General features: G+C 49.7%; 16 protein-coding genes. 2 read left to right on the plus strand and 14 right to left on the minus strand.

Translation table 11 applies throughout. The annotated features are described in order from the left end of the window. Position 1: 1 nt before the first annotated feature. Positions 2–844: a TaqI-like C-terminal specificity domain-containing protein gene (locus FYJ62_RS01770; RefSeq protein WP_154547150.1), complete on the plus strand. Its 843-nt coding sequence runs from the start codon at positions 2–4 to the stop codon at positions 842–844. An 11-nt stretch (positions 845–855) separates the two neighbouring features. On the opposite strand, the gene FYJ62_RS01775 is transcribed toward FYJ62_RS01770, so the two are convergent. The 11 genes from FYJ62_RS01775 to FYJ62_RS01825 form a co-directional block, all read right to left on the minus strand. Further along, a complete protein-coding gene (locus FYJ62_RS01775) occupies positions 856–4149 on the minus strand; it encodes an Eco57I restriction-modification methylase domain-containing protein (protein WP_154547152.1) in 3294 nt (1097 codons plus the stop codon). A 159-nt stretch (positions 4150–4308) separates the two neighbouring features. Continuing rightward, positions 4309–8658: a PolC-type DNA polymerase III gene (locus tag FYJ62_RS01780; RefSeq protein ID WP_326831972.1), complete on the minus strand. Its 4350-nt coding sequence runs from the start codon at positions 8656–8658 to the stop codon at positions 4309–4311. Between the two features lie 11 nt (positions 8659–8669). Then, on the minus strand, positions 8670–10367 hold the full coding sequence (locus tag FYJ62_RS01785) for a proline--tRNA ligase (RefSeq protein WP_154547157.1): 1698 nt from the start codon (positions 10365–10367) through the stop codon (positions 8670–8672). Between the two features lie 32 nt (positions 10368–10399). Next, a complete protein-coding gene (gene rseP / locus FYJ62_RS01790) occupies positions 10400–11647 on the minus strand; it encodes an RIP metalloprotease RseP (protein ID WP_206988340.1) in 1248 nt (415 codons plus the stop codon). Positions 11648–11686: 39 nt separating this feature from the next. Next, positions 11687–12484, minus strand: a complete 798-nt coding sequence (locus FYJ62_RS01795) for a phosphatidate cytidylyltransferase (protein ID WP_154547268.1) — start codon at positions 12482–12484, stop codon at positions 11687–11689. 33 nt (positions 12485–12517) lie between these two features. After that, on the minus strand, positions 12518–13252 hold the full coding sequence (locus tag FYJ62_RS01800; RefSeq protein ID WP_154547161.1) for an isoprenyl transferase: 735 nt from the start codon (positions 13250–13252) through the stop codon (positions 12518–12520). 5 nt (positions 13253–13257) lie between these two features. Next, complete coding sequence (gene frr / locus FYJ62_RS01805; protein WP_154547163.1) at positions 13258–13815, minus strand: ribosome recycling factor; 558 nt, start codon at positions 13813–13815, stop codon at positions 13258–13260. Then, positions 13815–14540: a UMP kinase gene (pyrH, locus tag FYJ62_RS01810; protein WP_154547166.1), complete on the minus strand. Its 726-nt coding sequence runs from the start codon at positions 14538–14540 to the stop codon at positions 13815–13817. Before pyrH ends, frr begins: the two co-directional genes overlap by 1 nt. Before the next feature lie 137 nt (positions 14541–14677). Next, a complete protein-coding gene (gene tsf / locus FYJ62_RS01815) occupies positions 14678–15706 on the minus strand; it encodes a translation elongation factor Ts (protein WP_154547168.1) in 1029 nt (342 codons plus the stop codon). A gap of 54 nt (positions 15707–15760) precedes the next feature. Further along, positions 15761–16522 (minus strand): 30S ribosomal protein S2, encoded by a 762-nt coding sequence (gene rpsB, locus FYJ62_RS01820; protein ID WP_154547170.1) that lies wholly within the window; start codon positions 16520–16522, stop codon positions 15761–15763. Positions 16523–16706: 184 nt separating this feature from the next. Beyond that, positions 16707–17729: a GIY-YIG nuclease family protein gene (locus tag FYJ62_RS01825; RefSeq protein ID WP_154547172.1), complete on the minus strand. Its 1023-nt coding sequence runs from the start codon at positions 17727–17729 to the stop codon at positions 16707–16709. Positions 17730–17795: 66 nt separating this feature from the next. On the opposite strand from FYJ62_RS01825, the gene FYJ62_RS01830 reads away from it, so the two are divergent. Continuing rightward, positions 17796–18410, plus strand: a complete 615-nt coding sequence (locus tag FYJ62_RS01830) for a lysophospholipid acyltransferase family protein (RefSeq protein WP_154547174.1) — start codon at positions 17796–17798, stop codon at positions 18408–18410. Positions 18411–18470: 60 nt separating this feature from the next. Here FYJ62_RS01830 and FYJ62_RS01835 read toward each other — a convergent pair whose 3' ends face one another. Genes FYJ62_RS01835 through FYJ62_RS01845 form a run of 3 tightly spaced genes read right to left on the minus strand, consistent with a single transcriptional unit; the run spans position 18471 to position 21954 of the window. Then, positions 18471–19460 carry an aspartate-semialdehyde dehydrogenase gene (locus FYJ62_RS01835; RefSeq protein ID WP_154547176.1) on the minus strand — a complete coding sequence of 330 codons (990 nt, stop codon included), beginning with the start codon at positions 19458–19460 and terminating at the stop codon, positions 18471–18473. Continuing rightward, positions 19457–20800 (minus strand): aspartate kinase, encoded by a 1344-nt coding sequence (locus tag FYJ62_RS01840; RefSeq protein ID WP_154547178.1) that lies wholly within the window; start codon positions 20798–20800, stop codon positions 19457–19459. Before FYJ62_RS01840 ends, FYJ62_RS01835 begins: the two co-directional genes overlap by 4 nt. Further along, entirely contained in the window at positions 20800–21954 is a 1155-nt protein-coding gene (locus FYJ62_RS01845) for a homoserine dehydrogenase (protein WP_154547180.1), read from the minus strand. The genes FYJ62_RS01840 and FYJ62_RS01845 overlap by 1 nt, the downstream gene beginning before the upstream one ends. Between the last annotated feature and the right edge of the window lie 86 nt (positions 21955–22040).

Here is a 22040-nt window from a genome sequence, read left to right on the forward strand (position 1 = left end):
TATGAGCGATTATATTGAGCAGAATAGAACCACGGCATCCTATTCAAAAGAAGAAAATTGGTTAATCTTAACACCAATAGAGCAGTCAATAAGATCAAAGGTAGAATCAGTTGGAGTTCCATTAAAGAATTGGGATATATCAATTAATTTTGGTGTTAAGACCGGGTATAACAAAGCTTTCATCATTAGTAAAGAAAAGCGTGAGGAGATATTAGATAGTTGCTTAACAATTGAGGAAAAGGAAAAAACTGCTGAATTAATACGACCAATTTTACGTGGCAAAGATATCAAAAGATTTGGATATAATTTTGCAAATATCTATCTCATAAATTCTTATAACAAATATACGGACAAGGAAGGTGTAGACCATCCCTCAATAAATATTGAAAGTTACCCAGCAATAAAAAGACACCTAGATCAATATTGGGATAAGATTTATAAGCGTCAAGATCAAGGAGATACGCCATATAATTTAAGGCGATGTGCATATATGGACGATTTTAATAAACCAAAAATCATGTTCTCTGAGATTGTTCAGTCACCTAGATTTTATTTTGATGAAGATAAACATTTTATTCCAGATGTTACCGCGGTTATCATTTATGGCAAAAACACGAGTAGTTTAAAGTATCTGACAGATTGGTTAAATTCCTCAATTGTAGGTAAAATTTTTAAATTGTTCTATTCGGGTGGTGGATTAGGTGATACTGGCTATAGATATAAGAAAAAATTTCTAGAAAACCTTCCAATTCCACCGTATTCAGAGACGAAAATTGAGAATATAGACGTAATTAAGGACTATAAATTTACTAAAAAAGAAGTTGAATGGCTCTTAAACCATTAATTTTTTATGAGTTATCGATATAATTCATTGACAGTTTGAATAACATATTCTTTCTCAGTATCAGTTAATCCGTACATTTGAAAGGCCAGACTCTCAAGTTTTCTTTCATAAGACTTATAATCTTGATCATTATTAATACATTCTATGATAGAAGCTAAAAGTGATTCATATTCTTTTTGATCTTTTTGGCTCAGTCTCGGTACTTTAATCGGTAATAGTGCCTGAACACTAACGATTAAGTCTCCTGTTCCAGTTTTTGGTGAATCTTTTAATAAATAATTTCCCATAGTAGTATTAAGAAGGGCTACTAAGAATGATATGCACGATCCAGTTGCTATGCAGGTGCTATCCAGACAATAAAATCCTTGAGTGTCCAGACAAAATCTAAGCTTTGAACCAATCCTTTTCCATATCATTTTTGGTTTATTAAAATCGTCCCAATAAGATATACTATCTTGAGTTTCAAACCACTGGTTGGTTGTCCTTTTACGGGCATTATTCCCTTGGATACCATCAATGTTTTTCTCACCAGATTGTGACAGTTTTCTTTTACCAAAAGATAACAAATATTTTTTTATCGCCGGAAAGTCATCTATATTTAGATTTTTGGCGGGAAATGTACAAATTAAGTATAAATCCGCAAATTTATAACCATATCGGTCTATGTCACGGCCACGTAAAATTGGTCGTATAATTTCAGCCGATTTTGGATCTTCCAATATAAGTTCATTCTTTCGCTTTTCATCTATAATAAAAGCTTTATTGTATCCTGTTAAAACACCTCTATAGATTTGTATATCCCAATCTTTTAATGGAATTCCATTTTTTTCAACCTTTTTCTTTATTGATCGTTCAATACTTGAAAGGATTAACCAGCTTTCATTCTTCCCAAAAGGTTCCAAAGTAGTATTCTGCTCAATATAATCGCTCATATTTTCTAAACGAGCTTTTGGTTCACTAGCCCTTTTTGCCAGATCAACTGCTTTAAGCATATCCTTGTTTTCACATTTCTCAACAATCAGAATACAAGTATCTACAGTTGCCCCAAACATCCCTGAGCCTAAGTTAACAAGCAATAGTGGATTTGTATTTTCCAAGAAGTAGTTTCTTAAAGATTTTCCATATCCTGCCCGCAAGAACTTATTTGAAGTAATAAATCCTAAGAGACCATCCTCTTTCAGCAAATTTAAACCACGTTCGTAGAACAAGGCATAAATGTCACCCGTAGCTTCATAGCTCTTAAACTCACCTAGCTCTTTATATACATACTTTTCTTCATCAGAGAAAATTTCTTTCTTTTGGAGCTGGATGTATGGAGGGTTACCAAATATAACATCAAAACCACCAACATACTCACCATCTTTATTGAAAAAGACCTCTGGAAGATTAAATTCCAGTACCTCCATATGCTTGTCCTTAAACAGTTGAAGCAGTGATTCTTTAGAATATTTCTTTGATTCCAGTTCTTCTGCCATCAATTTTGCAAACGTGTTTTGTAGATTTTCCCTTACTCCATAGAACTTATTCTTTTTCTTTGAAATCCACTTTTTCTTCTCTTGATAGAGTTCCTTGATTTCATTTTTGTAGGTATTAAAGTAAGTTTGCTTTTTTGATTCTGGAACTAAGGAAATAACTGAATTCTGGTGAATTAAGGTCTTATTGATCAATTCTGGTAATTTTTCCTGAACATCCCCCAAGGATTCTAAAGTCAAAGCAAAGCTAGAAACAATCAAAGCCTTAAGATCCATGTCTACACCATAGATCATATTGTTAACTGCATACTTTTGGAATGCACTCTCTGTTTCAAGCCCCTTGATTTTTTGTAGTAAAGGCTTTATTTCCTCTTTTCTTTCGAGTTCAGAATACCAGCTACCAAGTTTGCGAACGGCACCTGCTAAGAAAGTACCCCCACCACTTGTAATGTCGGCCATTCTCAGCTTCAATACACTGCGTAAAAGCTTTTCTCTTTGAGCATTAGATGCTTCAATCAGCTCTTTTTTAATTTGATCAAGCTTCTTGCCCAAGGTTTGATCAACGATGTAGTCAGTAATTTTGGAGTTTGTATAGAATGAGCCTTGTGATTTTTGAAGACTATTATCTTTGCTGTATTCCCATTCACCCGCTGCATTCTTCTCTAGCTTCATTTGAAGCGTTTGTTCATACTGCTCGCCAATCGTACCTGGCGTAACATCTTCGAGATCAAAATCTAAGTCAGTTGAACTAGTGACATTCCAAATAAGGGCATACTCTGACTCTGTCAAAGTCCCCTCTATTTGAGTAGCAGCTTTTGCGATCTCAGAGACATAAAGGTCTCCGCCATATTCTTCAACCATATACTTTGGCTGAGCCTCTTGAATTTCTGAAATACTCTCTTTATCAAAATCATTCGTTGGCTCTAACTTAAATAAGTCCATCACGCCAGTCTTGGGGTCAAAGGCATCTTGCTCTTCTTGATGATCAAAGTGCACTTTGCTTTCAAGTAGTTTATCAATTGACATTGAAGTCCCTAAGCCAACTTTTGCTACAGTTTTCTTAGCTAGATCATTGTCATAGCCAAATCTTCTTTCTAAGATTCTGACCAAGATATATCGCAAAACTAGCGTATCTAGAACGGCGGATACTACATCCCCATAGTAGTTAGATTCCGTATCAACATTATTCTGATCATTAAAGAAGATATTCTTGATAATGGCTTTACATCTACTGTCTTCCCTGATTCGTCTCCAAAAATTCAATCTGATGATTCTTGTCTTATTGATAAACTGTTCATCGTCTGCGATGGCAAAACGGAATAATTCATTTTTTAAGTTTGGATCTAATTCTGTATCACCAAAGAATTCATCCTCAACATATGCGCTATTAGCAATTAATGACTCGGACTTTAATGATTCAAATTTCGTTAGATACTTAGAGTGGTTTCTTTCTAGTTTTTCTGGTGTTAAAATCAGTCTTCTTCGATAATCTGCCGAATCAAAAACAATGAGAGTTCCGTCACCAATAACAATAATGAAGTCAACCTCTGAGCTAGTTTGTCCTCTCTCCTTCATTACCTGAGTTGCAATATTGAAAAAGCCATGATATTGGTTAGCTCTAGTATTTGCCATTAGTTTTTCGGTAAATATCACATAAGCAAATGTTCCATCTAATCCATTTGGTCTTCTAAAGCCAAAAATCGTATCGTCCTCAAACGCATCACTAACTGATTCAATCTTTTCAAGCTCAAGTCCTAAGTAATTTACAAGTCTTTCTACACCTTTAGGATTTGGCTGGATATTTTTTACCAAATCGATTGCATCAACCGTCATCTCAACACCCCTATTTTCCTCTGATTAGTTATTAGATATCAAAAGGTCTAGTCACCTATTTATTATACTATTAAGAAATATCAGCTGTACAACTATAAATAAATGCGTACACATCAAAAAAGCCAGTGCATTAACACTGACTTTTGGGAATATTCAAAATTAGAATAAAGACAGCTGGTTTTGGTCTGGCATCCCTTCAAGAACATTGTTAACCTCAAAGAAGTCCATGATCTTCTGGGAAACCTTCCCTCTGATCTGCAGGTCTTCCTTTGACAAAAACGGCGCTTCTGAGCGGGCGGCCACGATCTGCTTGGCGGCACTGTCGCCCAGGCCGTCAACCGCGTTGAACGGCACCAGGATCGTGTGCTTGTCCATAATCTTGTAAGTAGTGGCTTCCGACTCATTGATGTCGACCATCTTGAAGTTGATCCCGCGCTCGATCGCCTCGTTGACCAGTTCCATGTAAGTCTGCAGGTCCTTTTCCAGCTTAGTGGCGGCCGTCCCCTTTTCCTTGATCCGGTTGATCAGGGCCATGACTGAGTTCTTCCCATGACTCATGGCTTCCACGTCCACTTTGTCCGCCCGGACTGAGAAGTAGGCTGCGTAGTAGATCTCTGGATAGTAGACCTTGAACCAGGCCACCCGCAGGGCCATCAAAATGTAGGCCGCGGCGTGGGCCTTCGGGAACATGTACTTGATCTTCAGACAGGACGGGATGTACCAGTCAGGAATGTTCTTGTTGGTCTTCAAGACCGCCATGTCCTCATCGGAAATCCCCCGCCCGTGCCGGACGGATTCCATGGTGGAAAAGGCCACTTCCTTCTTGACGCCCCAGTGAATCAAGTCAGTCATGATGTTGTCACGACAGCCGATCACGTTCTTCAACTTGCAGGTGCCGTTGTTGATCAGCTCTTCGGCATTCCCCAGCCAGACGTCAGTCCCGTGGGACAGGCCGGAAATCTGCAGCAGCTCGGCAAAAGTTGACGGGTTGGTCTCTTCCAGCATCCCCCGGACGAAGGGCGTCCCGAATTCCGGCAGGCCCAAGGTCCCGGTCTGTGAGCCAATCTGCTCTGGAGTCACGCCCAGGGCCTTGGGACTGGAGAAGAGGGACATGACGGCTGGATCGTCGGTTGGAATCGTCAAAGGATCAATCCCGGACAAGTCCTGGAGCATTCTGATCATCGTCGGGTCCTGGTGACCCAGGATGTCGAACTTGAGCAGGTTGTCGTGAATCTGGTGGAAGTCAAAGTGGGTCGTCTTCCATTCCTTTGAGATGTCGTCTGACGGATACTGCAAAGGAGTCAGCTCGTAGATGTCCTTGTCGTCTGGCAAGACGACGATCCCAGCCGGGTGCTGGCCAGTCGTGGCCTTGACCCCGGTCACCCCGATGGCCAGACGGTCTGACTCGGCATTGTTGATCTTCATCTCCGGGTGCTCATCCTGGAAGTGCTTGGCATAGCCGATCGCCTTTTTATCAGCCAAGGTGCCTACGGTCCCGGCCTTAAAGGAGTGGTCTGGCCCGAACATGACCCGGATGAAGTTGTGGGCTACGGGCTGGTAGTCGCCGGAGAAGTTCAAGTCGATGTCGGGCACCTTGTCCCCATGGAAGCCAAGGAAGGTTTCGAAAGGAATGTTCTGCCCGTCCTTGACCATCAAGGTATCGCAGTTTGGACAGTTCTTGTCCGGCAAGTCAAAGCCGGAGGCGTATTCCCCGTGCTCAAAGAACTCGGAGTACTTGCACTTCGGGCAGCGGTAATGCGGCGGCATGGGGTTGATTTCAGTGATTCCCATCATCGTGGCCACCAGACTGGAGCCAACCGAGCCCCGGGACCCAACTAGGTAGCCGTCCTTGACGGACTTGGCAACCAGCATCTGTGAGATCAGGTAGACGACCCCGTAGCCGTTGCCGATAATGGCGTCAAGTTCCCGATCAAGGCGCGCCTGAATGTTTTCCGGCAGCGGATCGCCATAGAGCTCGTGGGCCTTATCATAGGTCAGCTTGCGCACCCGTTCGGCCGTATGCGGAATTTTTGGCGGGAAGCTTTCGTCCTGAACCGGCTGCACCCCTTCATCAATCATGTCGTTGATCTTGTTCGGGTTGGTAATGACGACTTCCTTGGCAATCTCTTCACCCATGAAGCTGAATTCATCCAGCATTTCCTGGGTCGTGTAGAAGTGCAGGTCGGGGTGCTTCTTGTTGCGGTTTGGATTCCCCCTCTGCGCGGCCAAAAGGACGTCGCGATAGATGCCATCATGCTTCTCAATATAGTGGGCATCAGACGTGGCCACGACCAGCTTGCCCATTTCCTTGCCCAGTTTATAGATGTTCATCAGGATCTCTTCAAGCTGGTCCTCATCCGCGATCAGGCCATCGTCAAGCAGACTGGAGTAGTTTGACGGGGGCTGAATTTCCAGGAAATCGTAGAATTCCGCCTTGCGCTTGGCCTCATCATAGCCCTTTTGCATCATGGCAATAAAGACTTCGCCCTGGCTGCAGGCTGAGCCGTACAACAGGCCGGCATGCAGGCGGATCAACTCCGACTTTGGCGTCCGCAGGCCCTTATAGTTGTACTTGATTCCGGCCAGACTGGTCAGCTCGTACAGATTCCGCAAGCCTGGCAGCTGGTTCTTGGCCAGGATCGTGATATGGGTCGGCCGGGCACGCTTGTAGCCTTCCCCGTTGGAGAAGTCGTTCATCTTGCCCAAGTCGTCTTCGTGGTACTTTTCCTTTAAGTCATCCAGGAGCTTGAACATCAGGTAGCCGGTGGCTTCCGCGTCCTGGTTGGCCCGGTGGTGGTGCTCCAGGACGACGTTGTACTTGCGGCAGAGCGAGTCCAGGGTGTGGCGGGACTGCTCTGGGTGCAAGAGTCTGGAGACTTCCAGGGTGTCAACGACCGGCTGGGTGATCTGCGGCAAATTGCACCGCTTCAAGGCCGCGTTGACAAAGCCGACGTCAAACTGGACATTGTGCCCGCAAAGCGGCCGGTCGCCGTAGAAGTCCATAAACTGCTTGATGACTACTGCTTCATCATCGGCTGCTTGTACCATCTCGTCGGTAATGGAGGTCAGGTTGATGGTCTGCTCGGACAATTCGTGGTGGGGGTTGATGAACTTGTCAAAGCGGTCAAGGACCACCCCGTCCTTCATCTTGACCGCCCCAATTTCAATGATGGTGTCATAGACGGAGGACAAGCCAGTCGTTTCCACGTCAAAAATGACGAATTCGCGGTGCTCATAAGTCATTGACGCTGGGTTCAGGACCAATAAGCCATGGTCATCAACCATATTGGCCTCAAGGCCCATGATGATCTTCAGGTCGTTTTTCTTTCCGGCCACGAAGGCATTAGGCAAGGACTGCAGGTCAGCATGGTCAGTAATGGCGATGGCCTTCTGGCCAAACTTCTTGGCCGTCTTGACCAAATCAGCCACGTCCGCGGTCGCGTCCAGCTGGCTCATGTTGGTGTGCACGTGCAGGTCAATATGCTTTTCTTCCCCCTGGTAGGTTTCCTTGCGCCCTTCGTGCTCAATCAGCTCCATGTTGTAGATGTTGAAGACCAAGTCATGGGCATACTGGTCTTCTTTCAAGGCCCCTTGCATGCGGATCCAAACGCCTGGCTTCACGTTCTTCAAGTAGTCGATTTCTTCCTTGGCGGAGTCCGGAACGAACTTCTTAAATGAAATGGAGCTGGTATAGTCAGTCATTTCCCCAGTAAAAATAAAGGAGCCAGACTTCAGCTCGGTCATTTCCGCCTTGAAGACATGCCCTTCAACCACCGCGCTGCGTTGGTCTTCGCTTAAATCCTTCAGCTGGGTAGTCTCCGCGTTTTCGGCAATCGACCCGGGGCCAAAGGCATTTCGCCGGCCTTTTCTTCTGCCGCCGCCTGCATAAGACTGGCGTGACGGGGCTTTTGGCACAGGCGGGGCAGCCTGGTAGGCCTGCTGCATATTCTCTTCATGCTGCTGGGCCAGCTGGGCCAGACTTTCCAGATCATTCTGCGCGCTCACGTCATTGACCGCAGTGATCAGCTTGATGTTGAAAAAGCCGTACCGGCGCAGCTCCAGGGAGAAGGAGTCCAGGAGCCGCTGCTCAATCATCTGGTCAAAGATCTGGCTGTTGACGGGAATTACCCAGCGGCCATCCTGCAGGCTGGGCTTTTGCCCAGACAAAAATGACCTGGCCCCAGGCTGGGAGTTCAAGACTTCCGACTGGTCAACCGCATAGTGCCAGTAGTCAGGCAGATATTGGCTGGCGCCTGAGGCCGTCTCGACAAAGAGGCGGACGGAGACAAAGTCCTTGAATTCCTGCTTAATGGCTTGGTTTAAGGCATTGTAGCTTTCAAACTTCAAGGGAGTAGCAAAAAAAACGTGGATATCCCATCTACGCTCTTTGCTGTAGACATCCACGTTTCTTATCTCCCCTGCCTGTACAACCGAAGCATCTTCATATCCCGAAGCCGGGAACTTAATTTGTTTCAACAACTTCAAAAAGAGTTCGTTTTGTTCAGTCACGAGAATCAATCCTAGTCTAATTCTTGTTCAATAAAGTCGTCCAGGTCAGTCAAGGCAATCTTGACGGCCTTTTCATCAGTTGGGCGCTTAACTTCAACGAAGCCATCAGCAGCATCGCGGCCGACGGTGATTCTGACTGGCGCGCCAACCAGGTCGGCATCGTTGAACTTGACGCCGGCGCGTTCGTTGCGGTCGTCGTACAAGACGTCGTACTTGGCGTACTTTTCTTCCAAATCAGCGGCAATCTTGCTTTGGATTTCATCCTTCATCTTCATTTGAATGATGTGGATGCCAAATGGCGCAACTTCCTTTGGCCAGGCAACGCCGTTTTCAGTAGCGTGCTGCTCAACGATCGCTGACAAGAGCCGGGTCACCCCAATCCCGTATGAACCCATGATGACTGGCTGTGCCTTGCCGTTTTGGTCAAGGAACTTGGCGTTCATGTGCTCAGTGTAGTAGGTGCCCAGCTTGAAGATGTGGCCAACTTCGATTGAAGTGGTGAACTTCAATGGCAGGTGATCAACTGGGTCTGGCTCGCCTTCATTGGCAACGCGCAGGTCAGCAAATTCATCAACCTTGAAGTCCCGGTCCAGGTTGGCGTTGACGAATTGGTAGTCGGTTTCACCGGCACCAACGACCACGTTGTAAAGGCCCTTGACCGTTTCATCAGCAACGATCTTGTCCGCGTAGTCAGCCTTGACTGGGCCAACGCCGCCCTTGCCAGAGCCCGTGATCTTTTCCAGCTCGCCGGCTTCAGCCGTGCGCAGGCTGTCGCAGTCCAGCAGGTGGGTCAGCTTGACTTCATTGATTTCCTTGTCGCCGCGGACCAGAACCAAAACCTTGGTCTGCTCATCAGCAATGTAGAGGATGCTCTTGACGATCCGGGTTGCCGGCACTTTCAAGAAGTCTGCCAGCTGGTCGATTGACTCGCAGCCTGGCGTAGCCACCTTTTCCATGTCCTTGAGCGCTTCAGGCTCTTGCTTGAAGGTGTCGACGCTGACCGCCATTTCCAAGTTGGCAGCGTAAGTGCCGGTCTCGTTGGTCGCGATGGTATCTTCGCCAACGGCAGCTGGGGCTTGGAATTCGGTAGAGTTCTTGCCGCCCATCGTGCCTGAGTCAGCGATGACTGGCCGTACTTCCACGCCGACGCGCTTGAAGATCTTTTCATAAGCGCTCTTTTCATCGTCGAACTGCTTGTCCAGTTGCTCGCGGCTGGCCGCAAAGCTGTAGCCATCCAGCATCACAAACTCGCGCCCGCGCAGCAAGCCGAAGCGGGGACGGTTTTCATCCCGGAACTTGGTCTGAATTTGGTACAGCTGCAGCGGCATTTGCTTGTAGGACTTCAAATTCTTGGCGATGATTTCGGTGAAGGTTTCTTCGTGGGTTGGCCCCAGCAAGGTTTCGCGCCCATGGCGGTCCTTCAAGCGGAACATTTCAGCACCGTACTTTTCCAGACGGCCTGATTCTTCCCACAGGGTAGCTGGCAGCATGTGCGGCATTTGCATTTCCGGCACGTTGATGGCTGCCATTTCTTCTTCAATCACCTTTTCGGTCTTGCGCAGAACCCGGTAAGCCAGCGGCAGGTAGGCATAAACCCCGGCAGTGACCTGACGGATGTAACCGCCCCGAAGCATGATTTGGTGACTCTTAGCTACGGCGTCAGCTGGAGTTTCCTTCAGCGTTGGCATGAAAAAGTTTGATTGACGCATATTTCTGTAAAATTCTCCTAATATACTAGTGTTTATTTGATGAAGTAGCGATAGATATCGTTACCAGTGACGGCGATGATCAGCAAGAGCAGGAAGACGACCCCGATCAAGTCAACCACGGCTTCATGGTCTTCTGAGATCGGCTTGCCTCTGACCAGCTCAATCAAGTTGAGGAGCAGCTTGCCGCCGTCCAGGCCAGGGATCGGAATCAGGTTCACGATTCCCAGGTTGATGGAAATCATGGCCAAAAAGGCCAAAAGGTAAGTAAAGCCCATTGACGATACCTGACTGGTCTCTGAGTAGATCCCAACTGGGCCTGACAGCTTGTTCAAGCTGAAGTGGCGGAACAAGTCCCCTACCGCGCTGAAGATCATGCCCGTTGTTTGGACCGCGCTGGTCCAGCCGCGCTTGAACTTGACCTTTGCCGATTCATCGGTCGCGGCAACAATGCCGACCAGGTAGGACTTGGACTTCTTGTCGTACTTGGGGGTCAGCTTGACGCTGGCTTCCTTGCCGCCGCGCTCCAGCTTGATCGTCAAAGTCTTGCCCTTTGAATTGCCGATTGCTTCTGAAACAGCCGCAAAGTCAGCCGTCTTGCGGCCATTGACCGCCTCAATTCGGTCGCCCTTTTGCAAGACGCTTTGGGCCGGTGAGTTTGGCATGACCTTGGCAATCGTCGTCGTAGCCGGACCTGGAGCCGCGAAGCTCCAGACCATGAAGACGACAAAGCCCAAGACGATGTTCATGAAAGGACCCGCGAAGTTGGTCGCTAGCTTGTGCCAGACATTGGCTTCCTGGAACTGGGTATCGCGCGGGGCGATCTGCAGCTCAGTGCCGTCTTGGTCAATCATGGTCGCGTCATGGTCAACCTTGTAGGTCCGCAAGTCGCTCTCATCGCCATTTTCATAGCCGCTGATGGTCAGCTCGTCAACCAGGTCAGCCTTGCTTACCCGGACCGGGATGCCTTCAATTGGCAGGTCAGACTCAGACGCATCGATTCTGGTCACGATCCCCTGGTCATTGGTCTGCAAGACAACGGCCGTCCCCGGGTCAATCTCGCTTTGGTCATTGGATCCAGCCAGGCGGACATAGCCTCCCAGCGGCAGCCATCTGATCGTATAGGTCGTTTGGCTGCGCCGCAGCTGGACCAGTTTGGGACCAAAGCCGATCGAGAACTCCCGGACCAGGATGCCCGACTTCTTGGCCACGATAAAGTGCCCGAATTCGTGCACGAAGACCAAGAGGCCAAAAACGATAATAAAAATCAGTATACCCTTCACTGGCAGCTCCTTCCCTGTTATGACAACTTGCAGCCGATCTTAGATCCCGAAGATCAAGGCCACGATCGGCAGCACGAACAAGGTACTGTCAAACCGGTCCAGGATCCCGCCGTGTCCTGGCAGGATCTTGCCTGAGTCCTTGACCCCGTAAAAGCGCTTGTAGGCTGATTCGACCAAGTCCCCCATCTGCCCGACGATTGACAGGAAGAAGGAGCCGATGATCAAAGTCGTCTTGTCACCGCCAACCGGTGCCCGGTTGACGTAAACGGCCGCCAAAATCACAGCGCAGATGACAGCCCCGATTGACCCTTCCCAGGTCTTGTTCGGGCTGATAACCGGCCATAATTTGTGCTTGCCGATCTTGCGTCCGATCAAGTAGGCGAAAGTATCAGTTGACCAGATGATCACGAAGGCAAACAAGATCCGCCACAGGCCATGAGCCGCGCTTGAGTTTCTCAAGGCAGCCAGGTAGTGGAAGCCCGTCCCGATGTACAGGCTGGAAAGGACGTAAACGGCCGCGTCATCAAAAGTGGTCTTGTTCTTGGACAAGACGGTCCAAGTCAAAATCAGCATCACGATGGCGTAGAAGACGCCCCACTTGCTCCAGTTCTTTGGCAAAAAGGCAAAGAAGGAGTCTGGCACGGTCCAGGTCAGGGTGGCCAAAACCGCCAAAACGAAATCGACTGAGACCAGGATCTGCTTCTTCATCAAGAAGACCTCGCTCATGCCGATGGCGGCCAGAATTGCGGCCAGCCAGTCAATCCACGCGCCCCCAGCAATGACGACTGGGATAAAAATCAATAAAGCAACGACTGCGGTAATCACTCTAGTTTGCAGTGACGTGCGTTTTTTCTTTTGTTCCATTATTACCTAACTATCTGTTTCATCTAGCTTACCAAAACGCCGGTCCCGGTGCTGGTAAATATTAACCATTTCCGCCAAATCATCCTTGTCAAAGTCTGGCCAGGCCTTTGGGGTAAAGGCCAGCTCTGAGTAGGCAATCTGCCACAAGAGAAAGTTGGAGATGCGCTGCTCGCCGGAAGTTCTGATCAAGAGGTCCGGATCAGAATATGGGGCAAATTTAGCGGTCATCATGTGCCGGCCAACCAGGTCCTCATCGATCTCAGCCAAAGAGGTCTGCCCCTCCTTGACCTCAGCCGCGATTTCCTTCACTGCTGACGCGATTTCTTTTCTTGACCCATAATTAAAGGCGAAATTCAAGATCAGGCCAGTGTTGCCGGCGGTCTCATCCATCGCCTTCTGCACGGTTTCTCGGGTCGCGTCAGGCAAAGCGTCCAGATAGCCCATGATGTTGACTCTCACGTTGTGCTCCATCAGCCGGGGCATGAACTTGTTGAAGAACTTGACGGGCAAGTTCATCAAGTAGTTGACCTCGTCCTTTGGCCGAGCCCAGTTTTCGGTTGAAAAAGCATAAAGAGTCAGGACTTTAATTCCCAACTCATCTGCTGCCAAGGCAATATTTTCAACATTCTCCATCCCAGCCTTGTGGCCCATGAACCGTGGCATATGGCGCTTCTTGGCCCAGCGGCCATTGCCGTCCATGATGATGGCTAAGTGATTCAGCTCTTTGTTCTTGTCGCTCATTGACCTTAACCTTGCGTAATTTCCTTGCGCTTGTTGTCAGCCATTTGGTCGATCTTCTTGGTTGAGTCGTCAGTCAGCTTCTGCACGTCTTTTTCAAGGCGGCGTTCCTCATCTTCAGTGATGTCCCCGTCCTTTTCTTGCCGCTTCAGGGACTTCATGGCTTCTTGGCGGACGTTGCGGACGGCAATCTTGGCTTCTTCAGCCAGCTTGCCGACTTCCTTGGCAATTTCTTGCCGCCGTTCGCCAGTCAGCTGCGGAATCACCAAGCGGATGACGTTCCCGTCATTAGCTGGCGTAAGGCCCAGGTCTGAAGCCAGCAGCGCGTGCTCGATGTTGTCCAGAGCCCCCTTGTCGTAAGGGGTAATCATCAAGACGCGTGGCTCAGGAATGGTAATCCCGGCCAATTGGGTCAATGGGGTTGGGACGCCGTAGTATTCAACCTTGACGCGGTCAAGCAAGGCCGCGTTGGCCACGCCGGCACGGACAGTCGCGAGGTTGCTTTGGTAAACCTCGATGGACTTGTTCATGTTGGACTTGGCTTTTTCAATCGTTTCGTTGTTCATTATTTGTCACCTCTGATAATAGTACCGATGTTTTCGCCTTCCACGACCCGCTTGATGTTGCCTGGGGTGTTGACGTTGAAGACGATCAATGGAATATGGGTGTCCATTGACAGTGAGCTGGCAGTTCTGTCCATGACTTGCAGGCCCTTGGAAATCATGTCCAATTGGCTCAGTTCGTGGAACTTCTTGGCATCTGGGTGAAGCTTCGGGTCAGCAGTGTAGACGCCGTCAACGCCGTTCTTGGCCATCAAGATCACGTCAGCGTTGATTTCGGCCGCGCGCAGGGCAGCGGTCGTGTCAGTTGAGAAGTAAGGGTTGCCAGTCCCGCCGCCGAAGATTACGACCCGGTTCTTTTCCAAGTGGCTGATCGCAACTCTTCTGATGTAAGGCTCAGCAACTTGCCGCATTGAGATGGAAGTTTGGAGTCTGGTTGACACGCCAACGCTTTCCAAACCGTCTTGCAGGGCCAGGCCGTTCATGATCGTAGCCAGCATGCCCATGTAGTCAGCTTGAGCACGTTCCATACCCAGCTTGGCGCCAGTTTCCCCGCGCCACATGTTGCCGCCGCCGCAGACGATCCCGACTTGGACGCCCATGTCGTGCACCAGCTTGATTTCCTGGGCCAGCTTCTTGATCACGGTTGGATCAATCCCGGTGCCCTTTTCCCCGGCCAATGCTTCGCCGGAAACTTTCAAAATAATACGGTGATATTTAACTTGACTCATAATGACCTCCTAGATTAGCTCTAAATATTCTACCATAAAACCCACTATATTTCCGTTTAATATTGTACCGCTAAAAAGTTATAAAAAAAAAGGATGGAGCAAATCCATCCTTTTCTTCTGTTAAAAAGTAGAAGAAATTAGTTCTTCATTTGGGCAGCAACTTCAGCAGCAAAGTCTTCTTCCTTCTTTTCGATGCCTTCGCCGACTTCGAAACGAACAAAGCTTACTACGGAAGCGTTGACTGATTCAAGGTATTCTTCAACAGTCTTGCTGTCGTCCATTACGTAAAGTTGAGCAAGCAAGGTGTTTTCTTGGTCAACCTTGGTGTTGTCTTGCATGAAGCGGGCCATCTTACCTGGGATGATCTTGTCCCAGATCTTTTCTGGCTTGTGTTCTGCCTTAAGTTCTGCCTTGATGTCTTCTTCAGCTTGTGCCAAGATTTCATCAGTCAATTGGGCCTTTGAGCCATACTTAAGGTGTGGCAAAGCTGGCTTGTTGACCAGGGCGCGTGATTCGTTGTCTTGGTCAATCTTGTGGTTGAGCTGAGCCAGTTCTTCACGTACGAAGTCTGGGTCAAGTTCCTTGTATGACAGAACCTTTGGGCTCATTGCGGCAATGTGCATTGCAATGTGCTTAGCCAGGGCTTCGTCGCCGCCTTCAAGGACAGTCAGAACGCCAATGTGGCCACCGTTGTGTTGGTAGGCGCCAAAGTGTTGTTCATCAGTCTTTTCAAGCACGGCAAAGCGACGGAATGAAATCTTTTCACCGATAGTTGCAGTAGCTTCTACGTATGCTTCCTCCAAGCTTTCGCCGGATGGCATGGTAAGCTTCATTGCTTCTTCGTTGTTGGCTGGCTTGCCCTTAGCAATAACTTCAGCAGTTTGGTCAACCAAAGTCTTGAATTGTTCGTTTTGAGCTACGAAGTCGGTTTCAGCGTTGACTTCAACGATCGCAGCCACGTTGCCTTCAACGTAAACGCCAGTCAAGCCTTCAGCAGCGATCCGGTTGGCCTTCTTGGCAGCCTTTGCTTCACCCTTTTCGTGGATGATTTCGATCGCTCTTTGCATGTCGCCTTCGGCTTCAACCAATGCCTTCTTGGCGTCCATGACGCCGGCACCAGTAGTTTCACGCAATTCCTTAACTTGCTTAGCAGTAATGTTTGCCATTATAAAAAAGTCCTCCAGGTCAAACTAAAATGATTGATTCTTCCAAAGATCAGCTTATTCAGCGTCGTCTGCTTCTTCAGCAGCAGCTTCTTCAGCACTTTCAGACATTTCTTGTTCAGCATCGCCGGCGTCAGCGCCTTGCTTGCCTTCGATAACGGCATCAGCCATAGCGCCTGAGATCAAGCGGATTGCGCGGATTGCGTCATCGTTTGAAGGGATGATTACGTCGATTGGGGTTGGGTCAGTGTTGGTGTCAACCATGGCAACAACCGGGATGCCCAGCTTGTTGGCTTCGTGAACGGCAATCTTTTCCTTCTTTGGGTCAACAACGAACATCACGTCTGGGATGCGAGGCATGTCTTCGATACCGCCCAGGAACTTTTGCAGCTTTTCCAATTCCTTGGTCAGCAAAGCAACTTCCTTCTTTGGCAGTACGTCAAAGGTGCCGTCTTCTGACATCTTCTTCAATTCCTTAAGACGCTTTACGCGGCTTTGGATAGTGGTCCAGTTAGTCAAAGTACCACCGAGCCAGCGTTGGTTGACGTAGTATTGGCCTGCACGGGTAGCTTCTTCAGCAATTGCGTCTTGGGCTTGCTTCTTAGTACCAACGAACAAAAATACGCCGTCGTCTTGAGCAACAGCCTTAACGTAGTTGTAGGCGTCGTCAAGCATCTTGATGGTCTTTTGCAAGTCGATGATGTAGATCCCGTTTCTTTGAGTGAAGATGTATGGCTTCATCTTTGGGTCCCATCTTCTGGTTTGGTGGCCGAAGTGGACACCGGCTTCAAGCAATTGCTTCATAGATACAACTGACATGTATAATTCCTCCTAGGTTTTTCCTCTCAAGCGTTCATTTCGCTAGCCCACCTTTTGTCTTTAGGCACCTGGCCGGCGATCGCTCTTGATGTGTGTTGATTTATTCGCGTGCATCGCACGCTTTACAAGCATACTAGATTTTAAGGCAAAAAGCAAGCAGAATTTTCCTCTTTGTCAAGGAAAACTACTTGTCAAGTTTCGCCCCATGCTCAGCCAGAAACTTTTCCTTCCAGGCCCGGTCATGGTGCTTGAACCAGTACTCCCGCTTCAAGGCCAGGCGCTTGTCGGCAAACTCTTCATGATAGATCAGCTTGACTGGCCGCCGGGATTTGGTGTACTTGGCTCCCTTTCCGGCATTGTGGGCACTCAGGCGGTGGGCCAGATCATTGGTGTAGCCGCCATACAGGCTGCCGTCAGCGCAAAGGAGCACGTAGAAATAGTGCTTCTCCGTCTTTGCCTCAACCTTGGCCTCCAAAATCTCCTTGATTCTCGGCGTATTTGTCCCGTCCGCTTCATGAACCTCGATGGCGTCTTTCAGGACCAGCCCGTCAGCTGCCCCATGGCGGACGGCTTCCACCACGATCAGATTGGTGTCTTCGCCCCGGTGGGAGACGAAAGGCTGGACGGTCTTGACGGCGAGGTCGTGCTTGATTCCCCAGGCAATAATCTCGCCCAGGCGCTCGGGCCGGTGGACCATGAACATCTTGCCCTTCATCTTCAAAAGCGAGCTCGACACAGCAATGATCTGCTCCAAGTTGACCAGGAGCTCGTGGCGGGCAATGGCCTTGGCCTGGTCAGGGTTGAGCTTGTGCCCCTTTGGGGCCTTAAAGTAAGGCGGATTGACCACGACCAGGTCATAGCTGTCTTTTTGCAAAAAATCCCCCGCGTCAACGACGTTGCCCTGATGCACCGCGATCCGGTTTTCCATGTGGTTCAGCTCAACCGACCGTCTGGCTTTGGACACAATGTCGGCCTGGATTTCGACGTCGTCATAGTGGGCCCGGTTGAAGCTGGCCATGTAAAGGCTGGCGGCCGCGTTGCCGCTGCATAGGTCCGCGACCTTGGAGCGGTCGCGGACGGCTTCCTTGGCAAAGTAAGCCAAAAGCAGGGTATCCAATGAGAAGGCAAAAGACTTCTCATCTTGAATGATTTTAATGGCGTCGCCCAGCATGTAGTCGACGCGCTCGTTCTTTTTGAGTTCAACCATTATCAACTTTTCCTTTTTACAAATTCGCTATGGTATAATATTGTACTATATCGGAGGTCATTTTTTATGCTTTATCGTATTTTTCGGCCAATCGTCCGCTTTATCGTGTGGGTCTTAAACGGTCACCTGCACGTACACAACAAGAACCGGCTGCCAGAAGGAACCTATATCTTGGTTGCCCCCCACCGGACCTGGTGGGAGCCAATCCTGTTCGCCCTGGCCGCCAGTCCCGCGGAATTCATGTTCATGACCAAGCAGGAACTGTTTCAGAATCCGGTCTTGCGCTGGATTTTGACCAACGCCCATGCCTTCCCCGTCAACCGGGCCCACCCTGGTCCTTCCGTTATCAAAATCCCCGTCAAGGGCTTGAAATCAGGAAACCTTTCCCTGATCATGTTTCCTTCCGGCACCCGCCACTCTGCTGAACTAAAGAGCGGCGCCTGGTTTATCGCCAAGATGTCCGGACGGCCGCTGGTGCCCGTGGTCTACCAAGGTCCCTTGACCTTCAAGGGCGTCTTGGCTAGAAAGGGCCTGGAGATCAACTTTGGGGACCCAATCACGCTGGAAAGACGGATCAAGCTGAACGAAGAGACTGAAGGCAAGCTGAACGCCCAGCTTGAGGATGCCTGGAAGAAGATCGACAACGAGCTCAATCCCGATTTCGAGTACATCCCCAAATAAGTTATGCCAATCACAAAAATACCTGCCACGCGCTTGTGGCAGGTATTTTGCTTTAAGCTTTTATGCTTGGTGGTCCAGCAGGTATTCCATAATTTGTACCGCGTTGGAAGCAGCGCCCTTGCGGATCTGGTCCCCGGTGCACCAGACGACCAGACCGTTTGGATTGGTCAAGTCGCGGCGGATGCGGCCAACGTAGACGTCATCCTTGTCAGAGTTGTCCAAAGGCGTTGGGGTCTTGTCAGTGACCAGCACATCCCCCTTAAAGGCAGCAATGGCCTTTTCCGCATCAGCGATCGCGACTGGCTCTTCGGTTACGACGGTCGCGCTGATTGAGTGTGACCGGTAGACCGGCACGCGCACGCAGGTGCAGGTGACCTTCAAGTCAGGCAAATGCAGGATCTTGCGTCCTTCGTTCTGCATCTTCATTTCTTCAGTCGTGTAGCCATTGTCCAAAGGCGAGCCGATGTTGGCAATGACGTTGAAGGCGATTTGGCCTGGGAAGACCTTTGGCTCATAAGTCTCGCCCTTTTCCAAGGCATCGACCTCGCCCTTCAGTTCTTCAATCCCGCCCATGCCGGCGCCGGAAACGGCCTGGTAGGTGCAGGCGTTGATCGTCTTGATCTTGGAGAGGTTGTTGATTGGCGCCAAAGCCATCAAGGTGATGGCGGTTGAGCAGTTAGGGTTGGCAATTACGCCGTGGTTTTTCAAGGCATCGGCCCCGTTGATTTCAGGCACGACCAATGGTACCCCGTCTTCCTGGCGGAAGGCTGAGCTGTTGTCGATGTAGATGGCCCCGCTCTTCTCCACCATTGGGCGGAACTTCTTTGACAGAGCGTTGGAGACGGCCCCTAAGACAAAGTCCAGCCCGTTGAGCCGGTCTTGGGTAGCCTCTTCCACAGTCAGCTCATAGCCGTTGCAGAACAGCTTCTTGCCGACAGACCGCTTGGACGCGAAGACGCGGATTTCGTCTGCTGGGATCTGTCTTTCTTCAATGCACTGCAACATCTGCCGGCCAACGGCGCCAGTTGCCCCTAAAATACCAATTTTCATTCTGATAAGCCTTGCCTTTCTTCATTAATAAATTTATTATAGATCGCCTGAATGGCTTTGTAAAAATCGCGGTTGTCAACCCCGATGACGATGCTCAATTCATCGCATGACTGGGTAATCGTGCGGATATTGATCTGCTTGGCCCCCAGCTCGGAAAGAATTCGTCCGGACATCCCCGGCATGTTCTTCATGGCCCGGCCGACCACGGCCACCATGGCCAGGTGCTGGTCAACCCGCACGTCGTCAAAGTGCAGCTCCGCTTTGAGCTCGCCCAGGATTTCATACAGCTTGCGCTCGATCGCCTTGGTGCGCACGACCACGGAAAAAGTATCCACGGTCGTCGGCACGCTTTCCAGAGAGATCTGGTACTTCTCAAAGATCGAGAAGACCCGGCGCAAGAAGCCCGGCTCAGCGGACGCGTGGGACTTGACCAGGGTGATCACGGTAAAGTCCTTGCGGCCAGTGATCCCGGTGATGACCGGCGGCGCGTCGCGCTCATCGTCTTCAGTGAAGTCGTTGCGGATCAAGGTGCCGGGGTTCTCCGGGAAGTTGGTGTTGCGAACATTGATTGGGATATTTTTCTCCCTGACCGGAAAGACCGCGTCGTCATGGAGGACGTTGGCCCCCATATAGCTCATCTGCCGCAATTCGCTGTAAGTGACCCGGGGGATCTGGAGCGGATTCTTGACGATCCGGGGATCAGCCACGTAAAAGCCGGAGACGTCAGTCCAATTTTCGTAGACGTCCACGTCAAAAATATTGGCCAAGACCGCCCCCGTGATGTCAGACCCGCCCCGACTCATGACCTTGATCACGCCATTGGGCAGGCAGCCGTAAAAGCCGGGAATCACGACCCGGCGGCTGATATCCACCTTGGCCCTGACCAGCTCCGCGGTCTTCTTCATGTTGATGCTGCCATCAAAATTAAAGGCGATCACGTCCGCCGCGTCGACAAAGTCCGCGTCCAGGTATTCCGCCAGGCACAAGCCCGTCAGGTATTCCCCCCGTGAGACCAGATAGTCCAGATTCAAGTCGCTGGTGATGTTGGCCCGGATCTTTTGGAACTCCTTGCCCAGGTCCAGCTTGAGCCCCAGGGAATTCTTGATTTCCATGTACTTGGTCACGATCATTTGAAAGATTTCGTGGTAGGAAACTCCATAGTTCAGGTGGGCGGCGCAGAGATACAGCAGGTCGGTGACCTTGTGGTCCTCATTGGACGACTTCCCGCAGGCGCTGGTGACGATGAAGCGGCGGGAAGGATCCGCGTCAATGATCTTTTTTACTTTTGCAAATTGCTCGCTGTTGGCTACGGATGAGCCGCCGAACTTCACAACTTTCATTATAGTTCCACCTCAGCCAAAAATAACCCGTCATCGCCAGCCTGCTTGGCCAAATCATTGATTCTGGACAAAGGCAGCGGCTTGGTCACGTAAGCATCCTTGCCAACCTGCTCCTTGATCACGCCGGCTTGGTCAAAGAATTCACCCTGCTTGGTCCGCAGGTAATAAGATGCCGCTTCAGGATCCTTCAGCTCAGCCGGCTTGGCCTGGGACATGTCCAGGCGCCGGCCTTCATTGACGTCAAGGATGTCCTGGACCAGAGCATGGGCCGTTGGCAACGAGCCTGCCCCTTGGCCGACAAAGGCAGCCGTGCCCAGGTTGGCTGAATCAAGCTCCAGAGCATTGAAATTGGCCGAAACATTGGACAGCAGGTGGTCATTTCTGAACATCAGGGGCAGGACATAGGCAGAAAGCCCGCCCTTGTTTTCCCGCGCCTGTCCCACAAGCTTGATGGACAGCTTGTGGTCCTTGGCCCAGATAAAGTCTTGCTTGCTGATCCGCCTTACCCCCCAGGTAATGATGTCTTCTGGCTTGACATAGCGCCTGAAGGCCGCCAAGCAGGAAAGGGCAACCTTGTAGCGGACGTCAAAGCCGTCAATGTCATCAGATGGATCCGCTTCAGCATAGCCCAGTTCCTGGGCCTTTTGCAGGCATTCAGCAAAATCGCTGCCTTCCTGGTCCATGGCGGACAGAATGTAGTTGGTCGTGCCGTTGAAGATTCCCCTAAAAGACTTGACCTCTTCCAAGCGTCTAATGCGCTCAATGTTGGCAATCCAAGGAATTCCGCCGCCGACGCTGGATTCATAAGCCAGGGCCACGCCCTTTTCTTGGGCCAGAGGGAACAGCTCGCTGGCGAAACTGGCAATCATCTTCTTGTTGGAAGTAATGCAGCTCTTGCCGCGCTCCAAGGCTTCTTTGACGTATGTATGAGCTGGTTCCAGCCCCCCGATGCATTCACAGACCACGTCAATTTCCGGGTCATCTAGAATTTCGTTGATGTCAACGACGCAACGGGGATCCTGGCGCATCTTTGCCGGCGTGTGCACCAAAATCTTCTTAATAGAAATATCGCCCATCTCGTCATTTTCAGCCCCGTCAACGATCTTGGCCACGCCAGAGCCGACAACGCCGAAGCCCAACAATGCTACCTTCATTTGTATTCTCTCCGCTTTCTTTGAACTCTTTGCTTTTTGTGAAAAAATTAAGCGCTTCTGTTTCTCTGCGAAATACAGTTGTTTTT

This window comes from Lactobacillus porci (assembly GCF_009695985.1).
In the GTDB taxonomy this organism is placed as follows: Bacteria; Bacillota; Bacilli; order Lactobacillales; family Lactobacillaceae; genus Lactobacillus; species Lactobacillus absianus.